We start from the raw sequence: 21,732 nt of genomic DNA on the forward strand, positions 1-21,732 counted from the left end.
TAGGTGAGGCTCCCCTAACCTGTTGCCATGCGCCTGCACGCCCACACCGCGCCGGTGCCGTTCGTCCGCGCCCTGGCCGGACACGGCGACCGCCCGGCACTGATCACCGCCGATGGCCGGTTCAGCTACGCCGAGCTGGCCGAGCGGGTCGACGCGCTGGCCGCCCGACTCGGTCCGGAACGCCGGCTGGTGCTGCTCACCGGCGCGAACCGGGTCGAGGAGCTGGTCGCGTACCTGGCGGCGTTGGCCGGCGGGCACCCGCTGCTGCTCGTGCCCGGCGACTCCGCCGCCGCAGTGGACGAGCTGGTCCGGGCGTACGACCCCGACGTGGTGATCCGGCGGGTCGACGGGGCGCTCGTCGTGGACGAACGCCGCCCCGGCACCCGCCACGAGCTGCACCCAGAGCTGGCCCTGCTGCTCAGCACCTCCGGGACGACCGGCTCCCCCAAACTGGTCCGGCTGTCCTCGGCCAACCTCCAGGCCAACGCCGAGTCCATCGCCACGTACCTGGACATCCGCAGCACCGACCGGGCCGCCACCACCCTGCCGCCGCACTACTGCTACGGACTTTCGGTGGTGAACAGCCACCTGCTGCGCGGGGCGGCGCTGATCCTCACCGGGTTCTCGGTCGCCGATCACCGCTTCTGGGAGCTGTTCCGGGCCCAGGGCGGCACCAGCCTGGCCGGCGTGCCGTACACCTTCGACCTGCTGGACCGGGTCGGCTTCGACCGGATGCGACTGCCGCACCTGCGTCATGTCACCCAGGCCGGTGGCCGGCTCGACCCGGAACGGGTGGTCCGGTACGCCGCCCTCGGCCGCCGCCACGGCTGGCGGTTCTTCGTCATGTACGGCCAGACCGAGGCCACCGCCCGGATGGCGTACCTGCCGCCGGAGCTGGCCGAGCGGCGACCGGAGGCGGTCGGCGTGCCGATCCCCGGCGGGTCCTTCCAGTTGCGTCCCCTGGCCGACCACCCGGAGCCGGACACCGGCGAGCTGGTCTACACCGGGCCGAACGTCATGCTCGGCTACGCCGAGCACACCGCCGACCTGGCGCTCGGCCGCACCGTCACCGACCTGCAGACCGGGGACGTGGCCCGGCGCGGACCGGACGGTCTCTACGAGATCGTCGGCCGGGTCGCGGGATTCGTGAAGATCTTCGGCCTGCGGGTCGACCCGCGCCGCGTCGAGGAGCGGCTACTGCGCTCAGGCGTCGAGGCGTACTGCGTCGGCACGGACCGGGAGCTGATCGTGGCCGCGGCCGGCGGCCACCACCCCGAGCGGGTGCGGCGGCTGGCTGCCGAGGCGGCCGGGCTACCGACCCGCGTGGTCCGCGCGCACGTGCTGGCCGAGCTGCCCCGACTGGCCAACGGCAAGCCCGACCGGGCCGCGGCGCACGCCCTCGACGCCCCGCCACCGGCCGCGCCGACGCCCACCACGACCGGCACCGACCAGCTCTGCCGGCTCTACGCCGAACTGCTCGACCAGCCCGAGGTGCACCCGGACCAGAGCTTCGTGGACCTGGGCGGAGACTCACTGTCCTACGTGGCGGCCTCCGTCCGGCTGGAAGAACTCCTCGGCGACCTGCCCACCGACTGGCCCACCAGGCCGATCCGGGAGCTGGCCCGGCCGGAGCCGGTCCGGGCGAACCGGCGGCGGACGCTGGAGACCAGCGTGGCGCTGCGGGCGCTGGCGATCGTCGCCATCGTCGGCTCACATATCCCGGTCTTCACCGTCAAGGGCGGGGCGCACCTGCTGCTCGCCGTCGCCGGGTTCAACTTCGCCCGCTTCCAGCTCACCGCCGCGCCCCGACCGGCACGGGTACGCGCGGCCCTGCGCGGCACCGGCCGCCTCGTCCTGCCAGCGGTGGTCTGGATCACCCTGGCCGGTGCGCTCACCGGCGACTACACGCTGACCAACGTGCTGCTGCTCAACAGCATCCTCGGCCCGCACGACGGGGCGACCGAGTGGCAGTTCTGGTTCCTCGAGGCGCTGGTGTACATCCTGCTCGCCGGCACCGCGCTGATCGCGGTGCCGGCGGTCGACCGGATCGAACGCCGGTACCCGTTCGGGCTGCCGCTGGTCCTCGCCGGTCTCGGCCTGGTCACCCGCTACGACCTGCCTGGCCTCGCCAGCGTCGGGCACGTGCCCGACGCGTTGACGGTCGGCTGGCTCTTCGCGCTGGGCTGGGCCGCCGCCCGGGCGAGCCGGACCGCGCAGCGGGTGGCGGTCACCGCCACCGCCGCGCTCACCGTGCCCGGACTCTTCGGGCAGCCGTACCGGGAGGCGTTCGTGGTCGCCGGGTTCGCCCTGCTCGTCTGGGTGCCCTGGCTACCAGGCCGACCCGTGGTCAACCGGGTGGCCGCCACGGTGGCCAGCAGCTCCCTGTTCATCTACCTGACCCACTGGCAGGTGCTGTCGGTGGTGGGGCCGTGGTCCCGGTGGCTGGCTCTGGTCACGTCCCTCGTCGTCGGAATCGGTTGCGCGGAAGGGGCGCGGCGGTTGACCCGGCGGCTGTCGACACGCCGGTCAGTCGGGGCAGCAGACTGTGAGCCCGCCGGGAACGACCTTCACCTTGAGCCGCTTCGCCCTGGACCGCGCGCCCCCGTCCAGCTCGTACGTCTTCGGGGCGGCGAAGCGCACCCGGACCTTGCGACCGCGGGTGATGCGCACGAACGGTGAGTCCTCGGAGTGGCCGGCGGCCATCCGGCCCAGTGTGCGGGCCCAGTCGATGGCGCCGCTGGCGGTGGAGACGCCGATTTCCAGGGCGCCGTCGTCGGGGCGGGCGTCGTCGAAGGCGGGGATGCCGCCGGTGATCGTGCCGACGTTGCCGAAGAGCACGCAGCTCGCCTCGCCGTCGAACCAGTCGGCGCCGTCCACCCGGATCCGGGTAGGCACGCACTCGCCCCGGACGTGCCGCAGCCCGGTCCAGACGTACGCCACCCGGCCCAGCCGGCCCTTGAGCTTGCGGTCGGCGTCCCGAATGAGGTCGCCGTCGAAGCCCGCGCCGGCCATCACCGCGAAGTGCTCCCCGTTGAGCCGACCCAGGTCCAGCTTGCGCCGCCGGCCGTGCAGTGCGATCCGGAGCGCCTCGGGCAGGTCGGCCGGGATGCCGAGGTTGCTGGCGAAGAGGTTGGCAGTCCCGGCGGGCAGGATGCCCATCGGCACGTCCGAGCCGGCCAGCGTGTCGGCGCAGCGCTGCACCATCCCGTCGCCGCCCCAGACGAGGACCAGCTCGGCCCCCTTGCCGAGCGCCTTGCGCAGCTTCTTCGGCGCCTTGCGGCTCTTCGGCACCTCGTACCAGAGGAGCTTCCCGACCCCGGCGGCGACCAGGCCGGCCCGCAGCTCGTCGAGCCCGCCGCCGAGGGTCTTCTTCCGATGGGCGACGACCGCGACGACGCCGGCCGGCTTCGCGGGGGCGTCGACGGGGTGGTCGGCCGTGCTCGTCCTCATGGCCGAGGGTGGTACCCGAACGGCGCAGCACCCATGCCTGTCCGGTTTCCGACGCCGGCCGGTTTCGATCAGCCGCAGGGTGTAATCGGCCGACCGCTTTCGGTAGAGTACGCAGCGTTGATCGTCGGCACTGGCCGACGATCGGGGGGTGCCGGGATGACTCGAGGCGGCGGGCGACTGACGCGAGTCACGCTGCGCCTCGTGCTGCTGCTCGGCGGGGTCGCCGTGGCATGGAGTGCCCACGAGATCGCCACCGCCGGCGCCGCGTACGCCGCCGACCGGCCCACCCCGATCCGCGACACCCTGCAGCTGGTCACCGACGCGCTCGGCCCGTTGCTCGGGTCCGGGTCGGCCACCGATCCCGACCCGTCCGCCCCGGCGACCGGCGACCGCGCCCCGGCGCCGTCGACCCGGCCGACCACGGATCGGCCGGTATCCGTCACCGGCACCGCCCCGTCTCGGCAGCGACCCGCGCAGGACACCGCGGTGGACTGCCCTCCGACCGCGACCGGCCGACCCGGGGCGCCGACGTCCCTGGGCGACTCCCCTCTTCCGACCACGCGGCCCGCCCGCGCCGTGCCGACACAGGGTCCGGCCACCGACGCGCCGCGACCCGGCGCCGGCCCGGTCGGGACCGGCGTGCCGGGCCCGACCGGTGACGCACCGGGTCCGGTGACCGACCCGATCCGCGGCGACGTCCAACCACCCGTCCGGCCACCCGTGGCCGACGGGCCGCGCCCGGTGGCCGGGCCGCCCGGTCCGATCGCGGGGCCGGTGTCGGACGGGCCGAAGCCGGTGCGTGACCGGGCCGACCCGGTGTCCGACCCGCACGACCCGGTGCCGGGACCGCCGCACCCGGGGCCAGCGGCGCCGACCCCGCACACCGACCCCCCGGCTCCCACCCCGGCGCCGGAGACCGCACCCCCGACCGCGAGCACGCCGGACGCCGTGGTTTCCCCGGACCGGCCGGTTGTGGACTCCGATCCGGTCGTGGCCACCGTCACGGACCACGCCGGCGCCTCCCCGGCAGGGTGGAGCGCCGCGCCGCACGACCGACAGCTCTCCCGGTCGGGCGGGCCGCGCCACACCCCGCCGCTGCGCTCGGATCTCGCCCACACCCCCGCGCCGCCCGCCCCGGGCACGACCGGCGCGGGCTCCACCACGAGCGGGCACGGCGAGCTGGCCGACGCCTCCGCCCGTGACTGGACGCCGTCCGCCCAGTCCGGACTCCCGCGCCGCGACTCCGGCGACGACGCCCACCCGTCGCGCGCGCCCCGACCGGGCACCCGACCCGCCTGAGCGACGAGCCGGTCCGTTCCGCCACCGCGGACGGCACCGGCTGCTCCGCGTACCTGCCTGCCTGACGGCCCCTGATGGCCCGCGCCGGCCCCGCGGAGAACCCGCGCCCCCGCCGGCGGTCCTTCCGACCTACCCGATCGCGACCCGACCAGGAGTTCCCATGAGCGTGAGCATGCCTGTCGTCCGGGCCCGGTGGTGCGACACCGACCGGATCGTCGACCTCGTCAGCGACACCCTCGCCCCGACCCCCCTCGGCGCCTGGCTCGTCCCGGACGACCGACGCCGACCCACCGTCCTCGCCGCCGTGGCCCGTATCTGGGTGGAGCACGCGCTGCTCTTCGGCGACGCGTTCCTGCTGCGGGACGGCACCGCGGCGACCGTCTGGTTCCACCGGTACCGGCCGATCCCGCGCCCGGCCCGCTACGTCGACCGCCTCGGCGAGGCGTACGGGGCGGACCCGGAGCGGTTCCTCCGGTTCGGCCGGGCGCTCGCCGCACGACGCCCCACCGAGCCGCACAACCACCTGGCGATGCTGGCCGCCCCCGGGCCGGGCGGGATGCGGCCGGCCGCCGCGGTGCTCGCCGGGGCGCAGCGCTGGATGGACACGCTGAGCCTGCCCACCTACGCGGAGGCGCTCAGCGAGGCCGACCGCGACCTGTACCGGCGGCACGGCTATCTGGACCGGGACGCCTTTCCCGTCCCGGGCGGCGCGACCGCGCAGCCCATGTGGCGGCTGTCACCGTTCTGGACGGGCCGCGCCGGCGGCAACGCCCGCTGGCCGGTGCACCACGCCAGCGGGCGAACACGCAACGGCCGGACGAGTGGGTGGGCGCTGCGCTGAGCCGCGCCCGGGTGCGGCCGGAAAGCGCGGGACGGGGGCGGACCCGCAACGGGACCACCCCCGCCCGGCGCCGGTCAGCGCAGCGGCGGATCGGCGTAGGTGACCAGTTCGAGGGCCTGCTCGGGGAACCAGGCTCCGGCGGCCGGGTCGGCGATGCCGCCCCGGGCCGGGTCGTGCCCGGTGCCGGTACCCCGGTCGCACTGCCCGTCGGACTGGCCGGGCGTCTTCACCCAGAGGAAGGCGTCGGCGAGCGGGTCACCGGTGGCGGTGGTGGGACGCAGGCCCAGGCCCCGCGCCGGCGGGTTGCACCAGGTCTGCGGGTCGGGCCAGGACACGCCGGCTGGTGGCGTCCACGGCCCCCGCCCGTTGCGGCTGGTGTCGACCACGAAGTGGGCGAGGCGGTCGGCCGGCACGTCCCCGACGTTCTCCGCGTACCAGGCGTCGGTGCGGCCCCAGGTGCCGAAGTCGGCCGGGTCGGCCGGGTAGTACTGGCTGGCGCACCAGTCGAAGTGGCCGCGGGCCCAGTCGGGGCCGGCGGTGCCGTAGTGGACGCACCGGGAGATCCAGTTGCCGAACTTGAGCTGCCGCTCGGTGGTCTCGTAGTTGGAGACGTTGAGGAAGAAGCCGTCGGCCCTGCCGACCCCTGCCTTGACCAGCCGGTCGGCGATGTCGCCGACGCCGAGCCAGGCGCTGTGCGTGCCGTCGAGATAGACGCTGGTGCGGGGCAGCGCGGTCAGCGCGTCGACGGCGTGGTTGAGCATGGCGAACCGGTCGGCGGCGGCGGTCGCCGGGTCCGCCTCGGCGGGCCGGCACCACTCCTGGTTGCCGTTGATGGTGGCGTACCAGGGGATGATGCCCAGCCCGTCCGGCTCCAGCAGCACGACAGCCTCGTGGTCGCCGATGCCGGCGGCGAAGGCGTCGATCCACGCCTGGTAATCGTCGACCGAGGCGGCGCCGCCCGCCGAGTACTGCGAGCAGTCGCGGAACGGGATGTTGTACGCCACCAGGACGGGCACGGTCTTCTTGCCGGCGGCCCGCTGCATCTCGGCCTTGACGGACTGGGTGAGCGAGTGCCCGGAGCCGCCGGTCACCCAGACCGCCTGGGGCGTACGGATCATGTCGGCCAGCTGGGCCGCCCGGTGGTACTGCCCGGCGGCGGTCAGCTCGGCGATCTGCGCCACCGCCCGGTGGTCGGGGCGCGGCGTGTAGAAGGTCGTGCCGTCGCGGACGGCCGCGCCGGCCGGCGTGGCGGGCACGGCCGCGGCGAGGGTGGTGGCGACGGTGGCGAGGCCGGCAGCCACGCGCCGTCGGACGAAGGTCAGGGCCACGTCATTGCTCCTGATCAGAGGGGGGAACGACGTGTGGGAGCGTTCCCGCAGCTCGTCCGAGCGTGCCGGGTCCACAGCCGACTGTCAATGTTGCCGGGATGTTTCACGGGGCGACCCGGGCCGGACGGTCACGGAGCGCGACCGGCCGGTGGGCCCGGGGCGGCGCGACGAACGCCACACCCGGCGACGCCGGGCCCGAGCGGTGTCCGCGCAGCTCCGCTAGCCTGCAGGCCGAGCATGGACACGATTCGGCCGAGCAGTCGGAGGGTATCGGGTGCGGGTGCTTCCTACCGGTGACAACAACAACGCGGACGGTTCCACAGCCCCGGTACCGGGGCGGAAGCGTCGCCGCCACCGTTTGCTGATCTTCCTGGCGGTCTTCACACTGCTGGCCGGCTCCGGCCTGGTGGCGGGGGGCTACTACTTCGACAGCGTGCCCACCCCCACCGACCTCAAACTGCCCGAGTCGACCACCGTCTACTACGCCGACGGCCGCACGCCGATGGCGAAGCTCGGCGCGGAGAACCGCACGATCGTCCCGTACGACCAGATGAACGACTCCGCCAAGGAGGCGATCGTCGCGGCCGAGGACCGCACCTTCTGGACCAACAAGGGCGTGGACTTCACCGGCGTGCTCCGCGCCGCCTGGTCGAACCTGACCGGCGGCCAGCGGCAGGGTGCCTCGACCATCACCCAGCAGTACGCGCGGGTCGCCGCCGACCTGCGCGGGGTGACCTACTCCCGCAAGCTGCGCGAGGCGGTCATCGCCTGGAAGCTGGACGACAAGTACGGCAAGGACGAGATCCTCGGCTTCTACCTGAACACCGTCCCGTTCGGGCGGGGTGCGTACGGGATCGAGGCGGCCGCTCAGACGTACTTCGGCAAGACGGTGCGCCGGGACGCCCCGCCGGCCCAGCAGCTCACCAAGGCCGAGGCGATGGTGCTCTGCGCGATGGTGAAGCAGCCGGAGGCGGATCCGAACGACCCCGAGGGCTCGCCCGGCTACGACCCGGCCCGCAACGCGAAGGCCAAGCAGAACTCGATCGACCGCTGGAACTACATCCGCGACGGCATGGTGAAGCTGGGGTACCTCACGCCCGAGGAGGCGGCGAACCTGGCGTACCCGGACGACGTGAAGCCGGTCGACAAGAACGCCGGCCAGTCCGGCCTCGACCGGCCCACCGGCCTGGTGGTCAACCACGTGCTCAGCGAGCTGCGCGAGACCGAACAGTTCAAGGGCAAGACGGACGAGGTCATCCGGGACGGCGGCTACAAGATCGTGACGACCATCGACAAACGGGTCCAGGACGCCGCCGAAGCCGCCGCCGACATCCGCCGCGACACCGCCCCCGAGGCGGTCCGCGACCAGCCGAAGAACTGGCAGGCCGCGCTGGTCGCGGTGGAACCGGGCACCGGCCGCGTGCTCGGCTACTACGGCGGCAACGGGGGCAACAGCGGCGCCGACTACGCCGGCTGGTACTACGACGAGAAGGGGCAGGCCCGCGGCTACGGCCAGCACCCGCCGGGCTCGTCGTTCAAGGTGTACGACCTGGCCGCCGCCGTGGAGAACGACATCTCCGTGAAGCAGCACTTCGACTCGCCGGACACCAAGGAGTTCCCCGAGTCCGGGCGGACCAAGGCCAGCGCGGCCGGCCCGATCCGCAACGCCGAGCACGCCCCGTGCCAGCCGAACTGCGCCCTCTGGGAAGCCACCGTCGCCTCGCTGAACGTCACCTACTTCGAGCTGACCGAGAAGCTGGGCATCGCGAAGGTCATGGACATGGCCAAGCGGGCCGGGGTCAACTCGATGTGGGAGACGGTCAAGGGCAACCCGCAGCCGCAGCGGGTGGATCTGCGCGACCAGCCGACCGAGGAGGTCGCGCAGCGGTTCTCCACCGAGGTCGGCATCGGCCAGTACGGCATCAGCGTGCAGGACCACGCCAACGGGATGGCCACCTTCGCCGCGGGCGGCAAGCGCGCCGAGGCGCACTTCGTCCGCTCGGTCACCAAGGGCGACGAGAAGGTCTACACCGAGCAGCTCAAGGAGACCGACCTCGGCCTGGACAAGGAGGCGATCGACCAGCTCGACTGGACGCTGCGCCGGGTGAAGGCGGCCAAGCTGGACAACGGCTGGGACTCCGCGGGCAAGACCGGCACCTGGCAGGCGGGGCAGAGCACCACCCAGAACGTGCACACCTGGATGGTCGGCTGGACCGGCGCGCTGGCCTCCGCCGTGTGGCTCGGCACCACCGACGGCAAGCCGCTGAAGACCAAGGATGGCAGCTACGACGTGTACGGCTCCACCGGCCCCGGACCGATCTGGCGGCAGTTCATGGAGCAGGCCACCGCCGCCATGAAGCTCGACCCGGACAAGTACCGGTTCGGCGAGCCCTCCTTCCCGAACGACACCCCGACGGCGACCGCCCCGGCCTCGCCCGCGCCGACCCCCTCCGCGCCCTCACCGACCGCGCGCCCGACGCCGAGCACGGCGCCGTCCAGCCCGAGCCCCAGCCCGAGCGACCGGAAGACTCCGCTGCCGACCCTGTCGCCGTCGCTCAGCCCGGCGCCGACCCTGTCGCCGTCGAAGACCAGGAAACCGGCCTGACGGTTCCGGCGGCCGTCCCGACCGGGGACGGCCGCCGGCCGGTGGCATGATCGGCTCGTGGAGCAGTCGACGGCGGACGCGGTCCGCTCGGCCTGGACGGCGCTGGGCGGCGACCCGGCGGCCACCGACGCGCTGGACGTGTCCGGCCCGGCGGCCACCCTGCCGGCCCGCCTGCCGGTCACCGACCTGGCGGTGGCCTGCGTCGCGTCCGCCGGACTGGCCGCGACGGAGCTGTCCCGGGTCCGCGGGCACCACCCGCCCGGCCCGCTGACCGTGGACAGCCGGGCCGTGGCGACGGCCTTCACCAGCGAACGACACCTGCGGGTGGACGGGCGGGCATTCACCGGGTTCGCGCCGCTGTCCCGGTTCTGGCCGGCCGCCGACGGCTGGGTCCGCACCCACGCCAACTACCCGCACCACCGGCGCCGGCTGCTGGCCGCGCTCGACCTCGACCCGACCGGGACCGACGACGACGCCCTGGTCGACGCCGTGGCCACGCGGATCCGCGAGCGTCCGGCCACCGTCGTCGAGGCGCAGGTCCACGCCGCCGGTGGCCTCGCCGTCGCGGCCCGTACCCCGGCGGGGTGGGACGCCCATCCGCAGGCCGGGGCGGTCGCCGCCGAACCGCTGGTCCGGCTGGCAGCCGACGGCGCGACGACACCCCGCCGGCTGCCGCCCGCGCCGGCCGGGCTGCCCGCCGCCGGGGTACGGGTGCTCGACCTGACCCGGGTGATCGCCGGGCCGGTGGCCACCCGGTTCCTGGCGCTGCTCGGCGCCGACGTGCTCCGGGTCGACCCGCCGGGCCTGCCGGAGATCGAGGCACAGCACCTGGACACCGGCCTCGGCAAGCGGTCCACCCTGCTCGACCTGGCCCGGCCCGCCGACCGCGCGCGCTTCGACGCGCTGCTCGCCGACGCCGACGTGGTGGTCACCGGCTACCGGCCGGCGGCCCTGGACCGGTTCGGCCTCTCCCCCGACGCGCTGCGCCGGTGCCGGCCCGACCTGGTGGTGGCCCGGCTGTCCGCCTGGGGCCCGACCGGCCCGTGGGCGCACCGGCGCGGCTTCGACAGCCTCGTCCAGGCGGCCACCGGCATCGCCGAGGTGGAATGCCGACCGGACGGCGACCCGGGCGTGCTGCCGGCCCAGGCCCTCGACCACGGCACCGGCTACCTGCTGGCCGCGGCGGTGCTCCGGGCACTCGCCGAGCGTGCCTGGCGGGGCGGCGCGTGGACGGTGGAACTGTCGCTGGCCCGTACCGCGCGGTGGCTGCGGCACGAGCTTCCGGTACCGCCCGCGCCGGGCGCGGCGACCGCCCCGGACCCGGCGCCCTGGTGCGACGAGCGGGACAGCCCGTCGGGCCGGCTCCGGTACGCCCTGCCGCCGGTCTCGCTGCCCGGCGGGCCGCGCACCTGGGCGACCCCGCCGGGCCCGTGGGGCGCCGACCCGCCGACCTGGCTGCCGACGTCGAGGTGACGGGCGGGCCGGTCAGGGGGCCAGCACCAGCTCCCGCAGCTTGTCGTCGAGCGTGGCGGCGTCCACGCCACCCGGCCAGCCGCGCAGCAGCGCGCCGCCCTTGGCGACCAGCACCACGGCCGGCGGCTCGCGGACCGCGTACGACCGCGCGACGGTGCCGTCGTCGTCGACCACGACGGGGTACTCCACCCGGTGCTCACGCAGGTAGCGCTGCAGGTCCGCCGGTTTGTCCCCGGTGGCCACCCCGACGAACACCACCCCGTCCCGGTGGGTGCGGGCCAGCCCGCTCAGGGCGTCCTGCCGCTGCGCGCAGAGATTGCACCACGAGGTGAAGAAGACCAGCACGACCGGGCGGTCGGCCCACAGGTCGGCGAAGGCGACCGGGCTGGCGTCGGTGAGCCGTCCCGTGACGGCCGGCGCACCCGGCGCGCCCGCCGGGGCCGGTCGCAGCGCGAGACCCGCCGGCGCCGGACCGGGCAACGCCGCCGCTCCCCCGGTCACCGGCTCGGGCCGGTCCGGCGTACCGTCGCCGCCGGAACAGGCGGCCGAGGCGAGCAGTCCGGCCAGCGCCAGCGCGGCGGCGGCCAGCCGGACCAGGTGTCGACGGGTCATGCGGGCACCACCGCGACCAGCGCGGGCCCCTCGCTACGGTTCGCGGTGAGCGGGATCGGCGGATGGCCGTCGACGACCAGCCGGTAGGCGTCCCGGCTGGCCACCTCGACCGGCACCGCGAACTCGCAGTACGTCGGGACGCGCGCCACCTCCAGGTCCTCGGCGAAGGTCGCCACGGAGGTGCCCGCCGACAGCGCGCCCTCGGCGAGCGTCCGGCCGGCGGCGTCGATCACCTGGAACGGTGCCCGGTTGTGGAAGTGGGTGTACGGGCCGGTGCCGGCGCACTCCACGCCCTCGGGCCGGATGTTGATGTCCCGGACGAGCACCCGCACGGTCACCGCCGACCGGGCCTCCTCGGCGTCACCGCACGCGGTCAGCGCGCCGGTGAGCAACGACGGCAGCAGCAGCGCTGCCAGCAGGCGTCGCAATCTGTCCCTCCAGATCGTCGGGGTGTGGCCCGGGGCGGTGGCGCGCACCGCCCCGGGCCGTACCCGTGGCTCAGCCGAGCAGCGCCCGGGGTCGCTCGACCCGGCACTGGCTGGTCACGGTCCTGCTCGGGTCGCTCTCCGAGGTGGCGGTGAGCGTCACAAGGGTGGTCGCGGTCGCGTCGGCGGCGGCGCCGACCGAGACGTCGACCGGGACGGTGGCGCCGAACTCGGCGGCCGCCAGTTCGTTCGGCAGCTGCACCCGCCAGCCCTCGCCGCCGACGGTCGCCGAGAGCCGGTACACGTCCGACTTCAGGTACGCGCCGGGATCCTCCGGGTGCTGCTGCTCACCGGCCACGTACGTCCCGGTGTTGGTCAGGTCGAAGGTGCATGTCGCGCCCTTGCCGGTCGGCTCGCCGCGGGTGATCAGGGAACCCTTGGACAGGGCCGCGCCGTGCTCGCTCGGCCCGGCGCCGTCCAGCGACCGGACCGCCACCGTGTACGACAGCACCCCGTCGGCGTCGCGGCGGAGGTTGAGCACGTAGAAGTGCAGCCGGTTGGCCTCGTCCACGTACTCGTACTCGCTGCCGGAGTTGGCGCCGGCGTGGAACAGCGCGTCGGACAGCTGCCGGTAGTCACCCATGGTGATCTTCTGCGGGGTGCCGTTCGGCTGGTAGAAGTCCACCATGTCGATGTCCTGCGGGTTGGCGTCGACCACCCACACGAACGGCGCGCTGTCGGTGTTCTTCGTCTTGCTGATCAGCACGCCGCTGTCCGGGGTGAACGAGTCCGCGCCCATCCGGTCGACGACCTCGACGGTGTAGTTGTTGTACCGGCCGCCGTCGCAGAGCGGATCGGTGGTGACGCTGCACGCCGGGGAGCGGTCCGCGTTCATCGCGATGTTGACGCCGGTCAGCCCGCCCGGGCCGGCGTCCACCGCGCGGGCGGTGACGTCGGCGACCACCATGCCGGAGGTGGCCAGCGCCTCCCGGGACAGCCGCAGCACGTGCTCCTCGCCGAGCAGCCCGATCTTCAGCTTGTCCCGGACCGTGTGCAGCGAGCCCATCGAGCCGCCGTTGACCGGCGGGATCTGCCACCGGGTGTGCGGTCCGCCCGGGCCGTTGAAGGAGCCGCGCGACATCATGCTCCAGATGCCGGTGTACGCGCGGCGCAGCGGGACGCCGTACGGATTGTTGTAGTTGTCCCCGATGCTCAACAGGTGGCTCAGCTCGTGCGCGTACACGCCCATGCCGGAGCTCTCCGCCTGGGTGGACGAGCCGCCGCCCGCGTTGGGCCAGATGGTGGCGGCCGCCTTCCAGGACGTCCACTCGACGTACCGGGTCTTCGCGTAGTTGGGCAGCGCCGGGTCCGGCGGCCCCCAGGCGTCCGGCACGTCCTCCTTGGTCTGGAACATCATCTGGCCGAACTCCTGCCAGGTCGAGGACTCGTCCTGGCCGGCGGAGAGGATGAAGACCAGTTCGAAGCTGTTGGCCACCGCGTCGCCGACCGCCGCGCGCCAGGCGCCCAGCCCGTCGGTACGGATGTTCTTCGCGCAGGCCTCCCCGGACGGGCAGGCGCCGGGGTTGAAGCCGTTGTCGATGCCGTACTGGTAGGACTTCGCCGGCATCTCGTACGGGCCGAAGCCGGTCAGGTCCACCCCGTACCGGCCGTTGGAGTCCTGCATCCAGTACTCGTGCAGGGTGTGTCCCCGGTTCAGGTCGCCCGGCTTGTTCAGGAAATCGGTGTAGAAATTCGCGACCCGGTCCCGGGGCACGTTCGCCGCGCTCGCCTGCGGGTTGCCGAACACTGACGAGCCGGCCGGCTTGGTGATGACGAACGGCTGGTCCGAGTAGTCGAGCGTGACCAACGCGATCTTGAAGTTGCGGACCGATCCGCGCACGTTCGGGTCGGCCCAGTTCCTGTGCGGAACCGACTGGTAGTCGTCCCAGGTCATCGTGTCCGGGTTCTGCCAGTGCTGCGGGTCGAGCACCTGGAACGGGGCGGTCCCGTCCGGCGCGTCACCCGGTGCGGCGGCGGCCGGTCCGGCGGAACCGGTCGCGACCAGGACGGTCGTGACCGCGGCGGCCAGCACCGAGCGCCACACCGCGCGCCTGCTGGGCAGAAGGTGCATCGAGTCACCTCTCAGGTCGGGGGCCAGGGGCGGGGCGATCGGACGACGGTTCCGGATCGCGACGCGGCGTCGGCCGCGCCGAACCGGTGTCGTCGCCCTGCGGGCGCGCTCGCCGGCCCGCATGATCACACCCGATTCCGAATCTAGGAGCCGGCCGGCGCGGCGGTCACCGTGCAGATGTCGGCAGGTGGACCGGCGACTTCCGACACGTGCAGGACGCCGACGGAGCCGGGGACCTCAGCCGTCGACGCCGGCCCGCACCGCCCGCCGCACGTCCCGACACACCCGCTCCTCGGTCTCCGGCGGCAACGCGCCCCGCGGCGGCCGACACGGCCCGCCGTACCGGCCGGCCAGCCCCATCGCCAGCTTCACGACCTGCACCACCTCCGGCCGGGAGTCCCAACTGAGCAGCGGGTGCAGCTGCGCGTACAGCGGCAGCGCGGCGGCCAGGTCGCGGGCCGCGCACAGCCGGTGCAGGCGCAGGCAGAGCCGGGGCAGGGCGTTGGCGCTGTGGCCGATCCACCCGGCCGCGCCGCACACGGTCAGCTCCAGCAGCAGGTCGTCCGCGCCGACCAGCACGTCGAGGTGGGGACACAGGTCGCGGACCCGGTGCAGCCGGCGGACGTCGCGCTCGCGTACCGCCACGACGCCGTCGGTCTCGGCGATCCGGGCCAGCAGCTCCGGGGACAGGTCCACCCTGGACTCGACCGGGTCGTCGTACACCACCACCGGCAGCCCGACCGCGGCCACCTCGCGGTAGTGCGCGACGACCTCGGCGGCGCCGGCCGGGTACCCGACCGGCGGCGGCGCGAGGACCGCCCGCGCCCCCAGCGCCGCCGCCTGCTCGGCCCAGCGCCGGGCCTGGCGGCTGCCGTACCCGCCGACGTCCGGGACGACCGCGCAGCCGGCCGGCGCCGCCTCGACGACGGCGCGGAGGACGTCGGCGCGTTCGCCGTCGGACAGGGTGCGGTGCTCCCCCAGCGGGCCGCAGGGTGCCACCCCGTGGCACCCCTCCTCGGCGAGCCACCGGACGTGCTCCTGCAGCCCGTCGTGGTCGACCGAGAGGTCCGCCCGGAACGGTGTGGGGAGGGCGACGACGACGCCCTGCCAGGGCCTGGTTGCGGCCACGACGGTGTTCCCTTCTCGGACCCTCGGTGCATCCGCACACGTTAGGAGGGTCGCGGGCCGCGGTCTTCCGACAGATGCCGGAACCGTCGCGGCCGGACCGGGTACGGGTGTCGCGATGCCGGCCCGGGGGATTGCGCCCTGCGCCAACATCATCGGAAGGTAGGCCAACGGCCCTACCAGCACACATCCAGGCCGAGCCGAGCGGGAACCCCGTGCGGGCCCGGGCTGGTCCGGGAGCAGCGCATGCGCATGGAACTGCAACGCATCGTCGACCGGATCGCGGCGCGGGTGAAGCGACCGGCGCTGATCGAGGACCGGCGCCAACGGGTCGTCGTCTACAGCGAACACACCGGGGTGATCGACGGGGTACGCCGCAGCTCGATCCTGCGCCGGCACACCACGCCGGAGGTGATCGCCTGGGCGCGGGAGAACGGCATCATGGCGGCCCGCCAGCCGGTGCGTACCCCGGCCAGCCCGGAGCTGGACCTGCTCCCCCGCGTCTGTGTGCCGATCCGGCATCAGGACCTGCTGCTGGGCTTCGTGTGGTTCATCGACGAGACCGAGGAGATGACCGACGAGGACATCTCCACGGTGACCGAGGCGATGCCGGACCTGTCGCTGGCCCTGTACCGGGAGAACCTGCTCGGCGAGCTGACCTCGCAGCGGGAGGCGGAAGCCACCCGTACCCTCCTGGTCGAGTCCCCGGAGGCCCGGTGCGAGGCCGTCCGGTCGCTGCTGACCGACGGCGTGGTGGCCCGCGACGGTGAGGTCACCGCCCTGGTCGCCCACCTGGTCGTGGCCCCGGGCGAGGCGCTCGACGACGCCGCCCGGATCGCCCTGGAGCACGCCCTCGTCGCCACCCGGCAGTGGGTGGGGTCCCGCGAGACGCTGCACCTGGTCCGGCACGACCACGGGGTGCTGCTGCTCTGCGGCGGGCGGAGCGCCGGCCGAATGGCGGCGGAGGACGCCGCCGCGCACCTCGGCGCGGCCCTGCGCGGAGCAACCCGGGGGCTGGCGTCGGTGGTGCGGACGGTCCTCGGCGTCGGCGAGCGCCGGCGCCGCCTCTACGACAGCGTGCTGTCCTATCAGGAGGCCTTCCAGGCGGCCCGGGTAGCGGTCCAGCTACCCGCGCTGGGCCCGGTCGTCTCCTGGTCCGACCTGGGCATCTACCGGCTGCTGTCCGGGGTGGACGCCCGACACCTGGACGCCGCGCGGGTACACCCGGGACTGGGCGGGCTGCTGGGTGACGAGGCGCACCAGGTGCTGCTGGAGACCCTGGAGGCCTACCTCGACCTGGCCGGCAACGCGCACGCCACCGCGGAGCGCCTGCGGCTGCACCGGACGACGCTGTACTACCGGCTGCAACGGGTGGAACTGCTCGCCGGCACCGACCTCAAGGACGGCAACGAGCGGCTCTGCCTGCACCTGGCCCTGAAGCTGGGCCGGTTGACCGGCCAGTACCAGCCCGGACGCTGACCGGTGTCGGGCCGGACGGGGCGGGGGGGGGGGGGGGGGGGGGGGGGGGGGGGGGGGGGGGGGGGCCCCGCCCCCCCCCCCCCGGGATCCCTACAGGCCGGCCGCCACGGCCGCCACCCGCCCGCCGACCACCGGGAGGGTGATCCGGCTCCGGCCGAAGTGGACGGTGAGGTGTGCCCGGGTCTGCTTGGCCCGGCTGCTGTACCCGGAGTATGAGCCGAGCAGCACCACGCCGAGCTGGTGGCCGGCGTCGAAGACGTAGTCCTCGGGCAGCAGGTTGAGGTCGACGGCGGTCTTCAGCCCGGGCACCAGCGGGGTCGAGACGGACAGCGAGTCGAGGTTGAGACCGTCGATGACGCCCTTGGTGACCAGTTCCTGCGGGTTGGTCGCCACGTTCTTCTCGACCTTCCGGTAGCAGGCGTTCTCGGCGAAGCCGCCCCAGTCGGCCGGCTCGCCCCAGCAGTCCTCCTCCGTCAGCGTCCGGACACCGTCCCCGACCGTGCTGAACCGTTGCCGGGTGCCGTAGTCGACCAGCAGCCCGGCGAAGCTGGTGTCCTCGCCGTCGACGGTGGCGTTGATCCGCACGACCGGGGCGCCCGAGATGTGCAGCGGCGCCGTCAGCGGCGCGGAGAGGAACACCAGCCGGTTCTCGGTGTTGGCGAGCGGGTCCGACGGGTGGCGGATGGCGTTGGCCTGGGTCATGGTGGGGGTGTCCTGGAAGGTCGTCGACGCGTTGCCCGGGCCCGGTCGGATGGACAGCCCGCCCGCGTTCCCGGCGGCCGGGGCCTGCAGGAACACCTGGGTCGGCTGGGTGTCCGGCAGCGGCCAGGTGGGCGCCGTCTCCCAGACGTCCGGCGCCCGCTCGATGTCCACGGCCGGCTCGCGCATGATCCCGTTGTCGATGCCCTGCAGCCAGTAGTCGAACCACTGGTGCAGGGTGTCCACCCAGGCGGCCCGGCGGAAGTCGAACGGGTCGACGTGGCCGGTGCCGGTGAGCCAGAGCTTGCGCGGCACCCCCTGCTCGCCCAGCGCGGCCCACCACTTGCTGAAGTGGTCCGGCCGGACGTTGTCGTCGTTGATCCCGTGCACCATGAAGACGCTCGCGGTGACCCGGTCGGCGTGTCGCACGTAGTCCCGCTCGGCCCAGAAGTCGTTGTAGTCGCCGGTGGCGTCGTCGCCGCCCTGCCCGAGGGCCGCCCGCACCGGCGCGCAGTACGCCCGGCGGGCCGGGTTGGTGACCGTGTTGGCGAGGCTGCCCGAGTAGTTGTTCCCGCGGGTGACCAGGCCGTTGCTGCGGGAGTAGTCGTACCAGCTGGAGATGGCGGAGATGGGGACGATCGTGGTCAGGCCCGCGACTCCGTTGGCCGCAGCGGCGTTGGCCAGCGTGCCGTCGTAGGACTTGCCGATCATGCCGGTCCGGCCGTTGTGCCAGTCCGCGACGACCTCCCGGCCGGCGGCGTCGTACCCGGACCGGCGCCCGTTGAGCCAGTCGATCGCGGTCGGCGCGCTGATGTTGTCGGCCCGGCCGCCGGTGACCGGGCAGCCGGTCGAGTTGTCGGTGCCGATCATGTCGAGCAGGATCACCGCGTAGCCGCGCGGGACGAAGTAGTTGTCGTAGAACAGGGGCCACTGGTCGTTCAGCCCGTCCCCGTCGACGTCCGCCTTGCATTCGCCCTCGTTGCCCCGGCACACCGTCGAGTAGTACGGGCTGGCGTCCATCACCACCGGCACCTTGAGCCCGTTCTCGCTGGCCCTCGGCCGGATGATGTCCATGGCCACGACGTCACGGGCACCGTCACCGTCGGTGTCCACGTCGGAGGTGACGAAGATCCGTTCCCGGACCGCGTCGGCGTACCCGAAAACGGGCTGGGTGACCCCGCTCTCGATCACCAGTCCCGCTCGCTCGTCGGCGCCCGGCCGGGCCGACGCGCCGGTTGCCGGCAGGCCGGTGACCACCACCGCCAGCGCCACCACCGAGGCCCGCCAGGCAAGTCTTCCTCTTCGCATCCGCGTGCTCCTCCCTCCCCGCGCCGGCCGTCGACCAGCGGGTACGACCCCCGATCCGCGTGGGGAGGCGACGCCGCCGCGACGGTCGCACCGAACCTACGAATCGACGGACGTCCGGGTCATCGGACAGCTGTGGCGAATGGCCGCGGTCGTCTCCTACGCCTGTCGCACGGCCCGGGAGATCATCGTCACGGACCTCCGGCCCTGTCCGGCGGGACCTTCGCGGCGGAATGCTCCTCATCGACGGGTGAGGGCCATCCGTCGACGAGGGTCGGAGTGCCATGCGCGTGGTGTCGGAATCCGGGTTGGCGGCGGTGCTCGGGCGGTTGCCGGGCGTGCCGAGGGTGGTGGCCAGCGGCAACCACGTGCCGCCCGGGCAGGCGCTGGCGGTGCTCGACGCCGCGCTGCCCGCGTACCGGCTGTACATGCTGAACGCCCCGCACGGCATCCCGGACCGGCCGGGGGTGCACTACGAGACGTCGTTCGTCGGCGCCGGCATGCGCGGCCACCCCCGCCTGTCGTACGTGCCGAGCCGGCTCTCCCTGGTGCCGGCACTGCTGCGCGACCGGCTCGCTCCCGACGTGGTGGTCCTGCACACCACCGCGCCGCGTAGTGACACGATCAGCCTCGGCGTCGAGGTGAACATCCTGCCGGCGGCGGTCGAGGCGGTCCGGGCCCGGGGCGGCCTGGTCGTCGTCCAGGCCAACCCGCAGATGCCCTGGACGTACGGCGACGCCGAGCTGCCCGTCGACGCGGTCGACCTGGTGCTGGAGGTCGACGAGCCGCTGCCGGCCGCCCCGGTCGTCGAACCGGATGCGGTGGCCGCGGCGATCGGCGCCCGGGTCGCCGCGCTGGTGCCCGACGGGGCCACCCTGCAGGCCGGCATCGGCGGCATCCCCGACGCCACGCTCGCCGCCCTGGCCGACCGGCGTGACCTGCGGATCTGGTCGGAGATGTTCAGCGACGGGGTGCTCGCGCTGGAGAAGGCGGGCTGCCTCGACCCGGACACGCCGGTCACCGCCTCGTTCTGCTTCGGATCGGCGGAACTGTACGACTGGGTCGACGGCAACGAACGGGTCCGGATGCTGCGCACCGAGCGGACCAACGACCCGGCGCTGATCGCCCGTCGCCCGGGCCTGGTGTCGGTCAACAGCTCTCTCGAGGTGGACCTGTTCGCGCAGGCCAACGCCAGCCGGATCGGCACCCGGGTGCACTCCGGGTTCGGCGGCCAGACCGACTTCATCGTGGGCGCCCTGCACTCCCCCGGCGGCCAGGCGGTCATCGCGCTGCGCTCCTGGCACCCGAAGGCCGACGTGTCCACGGTGGTGCCGCTGCTGTCCGGGCCGGTCACCTCGTTCCAGCACAGCGCGATCGTCACCGAGCAGGGCTGCGCGGCCGTGTGGGGCCGGGACTCGGTCGAGCAGGCGCAGCAGCTCGTCGACCACGCCGCCCACCCCTCCGCCCGGGACGGCCTGCGGGCGGCCGGCCGCCGGCTGGGCCTGCCGCTGCGCTGATCAGCTCGCGGCGGGCAGCAGCACGGTGACGGTCGTGCCGGCCGCCGGATGCCGGCAGTCACCGGCGAAGACGGCACCGATGCGGTGGTGCGCCCCGGCCGAGCAGATCCGCAGCTCGCCGTGGTGGGCGCGGACGACCGCCTCGACGAGGGAGAGCCCCAGGCCGGTACCGGGCGAGGTGCGGGCGGTGTCGGCGCGGCGGAACCGCTCGGCGGCGTGCGGCAGGAACTCCCGGTCCATGCCGGGGCCGTTGTCGTGCACGACGAGCCGGACCAGCCCGTCCGCCCGGTCGACGGCGACGGTGACCGGCGGGGCGCCGTGGCGCAGAGCGTTGTCCAGGAGGTTGGTGACCACCCGGCCGAGTCGGCTGGCATCACCCCGGACGGTGAGACCGGGCGTGATCCGGTCGCGCAACGTGCCGGGTGCCGCGCCGACCCGGTAGCGGGCGATGAGATCCGCTGCCAGCGCGCTGACGTCGACCTCGGCCGCGGCACCGTCCTGGACCGGTTGCACGCCGACGGCGAGGAGCGTGTCGGCGAGCGCGATCAGGTCGGCCGTGTCGGTCCTGGCGGCCCGCAGGGTCTGCTCGAGTTCGGCGGTGGTGCGCGGCCGGCGCAGCGCCAGTTCGAGTTCGGTGGAGAGCAGGGTCAGCGGGGTACGCAGTTCGTGGCTGGCGTCGTTGATGAACCGCCGTTCCCGCTCCAACGCCGACTCGAGGGCGTTGAGCATGTCGTTGAGGGTGCGGCCGAGCCGGGCCACCTCGTCGTCGGTGGTGGGCACGGCGAGGCGGACCCCGGTCTCGCCGGCGGCGATCCGGGCCGCTTCGGCGCGGTAGCGCTCCACGGGGGCGAGCGCGGCCCGGGCGAGCCGGTAGCCGACCAGGGAGGCGACGGCGAGGGCGACGAGGTTGGCCAGGGCGAGTTGGCCGATGAGCTCCCGCAGCGCCTCGTCGCGCTGGTCGCGGCGGACCGCCGCGACGGTGACGGCGGGCTGTCCCGCCGCCGGCCGAGCGCCGGGCTGGACCGGGACGGCGTACAGGCGCAGCGGGCGGGCGCTGATCGGCAGCAGGGTGCCCCGGTCCGCCCGTACCGGCCGGCCCAGGGCCCGGTCGAGCTGGTCGGAGCTGAGCAGGGAACCAGGTGGCAGGCCCGGGCTGGCGGCGAGGACGTGGTTGGTCGTGTCGAGGAGCTGCCAGTACTCCCCCGGGCCGGTGCGGGCCGCGGCGGCCGGCGGCGTCCCGGCACGGGCGGCGGCGGTCAGCTGCGCCGACTGGGCGACCAGGTCCTCGTCGAGGCGCAAGTCCAGGGCATAGCGCACGCGCAGGTAGACGAACGCGCCGGCGCCGGTGAGCACCACCAGCATCGCGGCGGCGAACCCGGCGACCAGCCGTACCCGCAGCGGCAGACTGCCCCACCGGGCCCACCGACGACGCGGTCGCGGCAT

The 21,732-nt window shown here is 74.3% G+C and carries 14 protein-coding genes and 1 pseudogene; 7 read left to right on the top strand and 8 right to left on the bottom strand.

The window, feature by feature from the left end; translation table 11 throughout:
- Positions 1-27 precede the first annotated feature (27 nt).
- The gene (locus ACZ6S5_RS03050; protein WP_465997162.1) at positions 28-2,679 is read left to right on the top strand and encodes an AMP-binding protein; all 2,652 of its coding nucleotides are present in this window, start codon (positions 28-30) and stop codon (positions 2,677-2,679) included.
- Here ACZ6S5_RS03050 and ACZ6S5_RS03055 read toward each other — a convergent pair.
- Positions 2,599-3,450: pseudogene (locus tag ACZ6S5_RS03055) on the bottom strand (diacylglycerol/lipid kinase family protein); the annotation flags it as partial. The gene ACZ6S5_RS03050 and the pseudogene ACZ6S5_RS03055 sit on opposite strands and share 81 nt — an antisense overlap.
- A gap of 156 nt (positions 3,451-3,606) precedes the next feature.
- Here ACZ6S5_RS03055 and ACZ6S5_RS03060 point away from each other — a divergent pair.
- Together ACZ6S5_RS03060 and ACZ6S5_RS03065 are read left to right on the top strand one after the other, a co-directional pair.
- The gene (locus ACZ6S5_RS03060) at positions 3,607-4,749 is read left to right on the top strand and encodes a hypothetical protein (RefSeq protein ID WP_465997164.1); all 1,143 of its coding nucleotides are present in this window, start codon (positions 3,607-3,609) and stop codon (positions 4,747-4,749) included.
- A gap of 160 nt (positions 4,750-4,909) precedes the next feature.
- On the top strand, positions 4,910-5,590 hold the full coding sequence (locus tag ACZ6S5_RS03065; protein ID WP_465997166.1) for an RNA methyltransferase: 681 nt from the start codon (positions 4,910-4,912) through the stop codon (positions 5,588-5,590).
- Between the two features lie 74 nt (positions 5,591-5,664).
- Here the strand turns inward: ACZ6S5_RS03065 and ACZ6S5_RS03070 are convergent, their stop codons facing one another.
- Positions 5,665-6,918 carry a glycoside hydrolase family 6 protein gene (locus tag ACZ6S5_RS03070; RefSeq protein WP_465997168.1) on the bottom strand — a complete coding sequence of 418 codons (1,254 nt, stop codon included), beginning with the start codon at positions 6,916-6,918 and terminating at the stop codon, positions 5,665-5,667.
- A 358-nt stretch (positions 6,919-7,276) separates the two neighbouring features.
- Between ACZ6S5_RS03070 and ACZ6S5_RS03075 the strand changes: the two genes are divergently transcribed.
- On the top strand, positions 7,277-9,523 hold the full coding sequence (locus ACZ6S5_RS03075) for a transglycosylase domain-containing protein (protein WP_465997170.1): 2,247 nt from the start codon (positions 7,277-7,279) through the stop codon (positions 9,521-9,523).
- A gap of 57 nt (positions 9,524-9,580) precedes the next feature.
- A complete protein-coding gene (locus ACZ6S5_RS03080; protein WP_465997172.1) occupies positions 9,581-10,996 on the top strand; it encodes a CoA transferase in 1,416 nt (471 codons plus the stop codon).
- Between the two features lie 12 nt (positions 10,997-11,008).
- Here ACZ6S5_RS03080 and ACZ6S5_RS03085 read toward each other — a convergent pair whose 3' ends face one another.
- From ACZ6S5_RS03085 to ACZ6S5_RS03100, 4 genes are all read right to left on the bottom strand, one after another.
- Positions 11,009-11,608: a TlpA family protein disulfide reductase gene (locus ACZ6S5_RS03085; protein ID WP_465997174.1), complete on the bottom strand. Its 600-nt coding sequence runs from the start codon at positions 11,606-11,608 to the stop codon at positions 11,009-11,011.
- A complete protein-coding gene (locus ACZ6S5_RS03090) occupies positions 11,605-12,036 on the bottom strand; it encodes a hypothetical protein (protein ID WP_465997176.1) in 432 nt (143 codons plus the stop codon). Before ACZ6S5_RS03090 ends, ACZ6S5_RS03085 begins: the two co-directional genes overlap by 4 nt.
- A gap of 70 nt (positions 12,037-12,106) precedes the next feature.
- Positions 12,107-14,164, bottom strand: coding sequence for a M6 family metalloprotease domain-containing protein (locus ACZ6S5_RS03095; protein WP_465997178.1), 2,058 nt, complete (start codon positions 14,162-14,164; stop codon positions 12,107-12,109).
- A 237-nt stretch (positions 14,165-14,401) separates the two neighbouring features.
- A complete protein-coding gene (locus ACZ6S5_RS03100; protein ID WP_465997180.1) occupies positions 14,402-15,292 on the bottom strand; it encodes a dihydrodipicolinate synthase family protein in 891 nt (296 codons plus the stop codon).
- A gap of 243 nt (positions 15,293-15,535) precedes the next feature.
- On the opposite strand from ACZ6S5_RS03100, the gene ACZ6S5_RS03105 reads away from it, so the two are divergent.
- On the top strand, positions 15,536-16,768 hold the full coding sequence (locus ACZ6S5_RS03105) for a PucR family transcriptional regulator (protein WP_465997182.1): 1,233 nt from the start codon (positions 15,536-15,538) through the stop codon (positions 16,766-16,768).
- A 90-nt stretch (positions 16,769-16,858) separates the two neighbouring features.
- Here the strand turns inward: ACZ6S5_RS03105 and ACZ6S5_RS03110 are convergent, their stop codons facing one another.
- Positions 16,859-18,775, bottom strand: a complete 1,917-nt coding sequence (locus ACZ6S5_RS03110) for a Xaa-Pro dipeptidyl-peptidase (RefSeq protein WP_465997184.1) — start codon at positions 18,773-18,775, stop codon at positions 16,859-16,861.
- Between the two features lie 281 nt (positions 18,776-19,056).
- Here ACZ6S5_RS03110 and ACZ6S5_RS03115 point away from each other — a divergent pair, with 281 nt between their 5' ends.
- Positions 19,057-20,289, top strand: coding sequence for an acetyl-CoA hydrolase/transferase family protein (locus tag ACZ6S5_RS03115; protein WP_465997186.1), 1,233 nt, complete (start codon positions 19,057-19,059; stop codon positions 20,287-20,289).
- Here ACZ6S5_RS03115 and ACZ6S5_RS03120 read toward each other — a convergent pair whose 3' ends face one another.
- Positions 20,290-21,732, bottom strand: coding sequence for an ATP-binding protein (locus ACZ6S5_RS03120; protein WP_465997188.1), 1,443 nt, complete (start codon positions 21,730-21,732; stop codon positions 20,290-20,292).

The organism is Micromonospora sp. NPDC051924 (genome assembly GCF_055586005.1).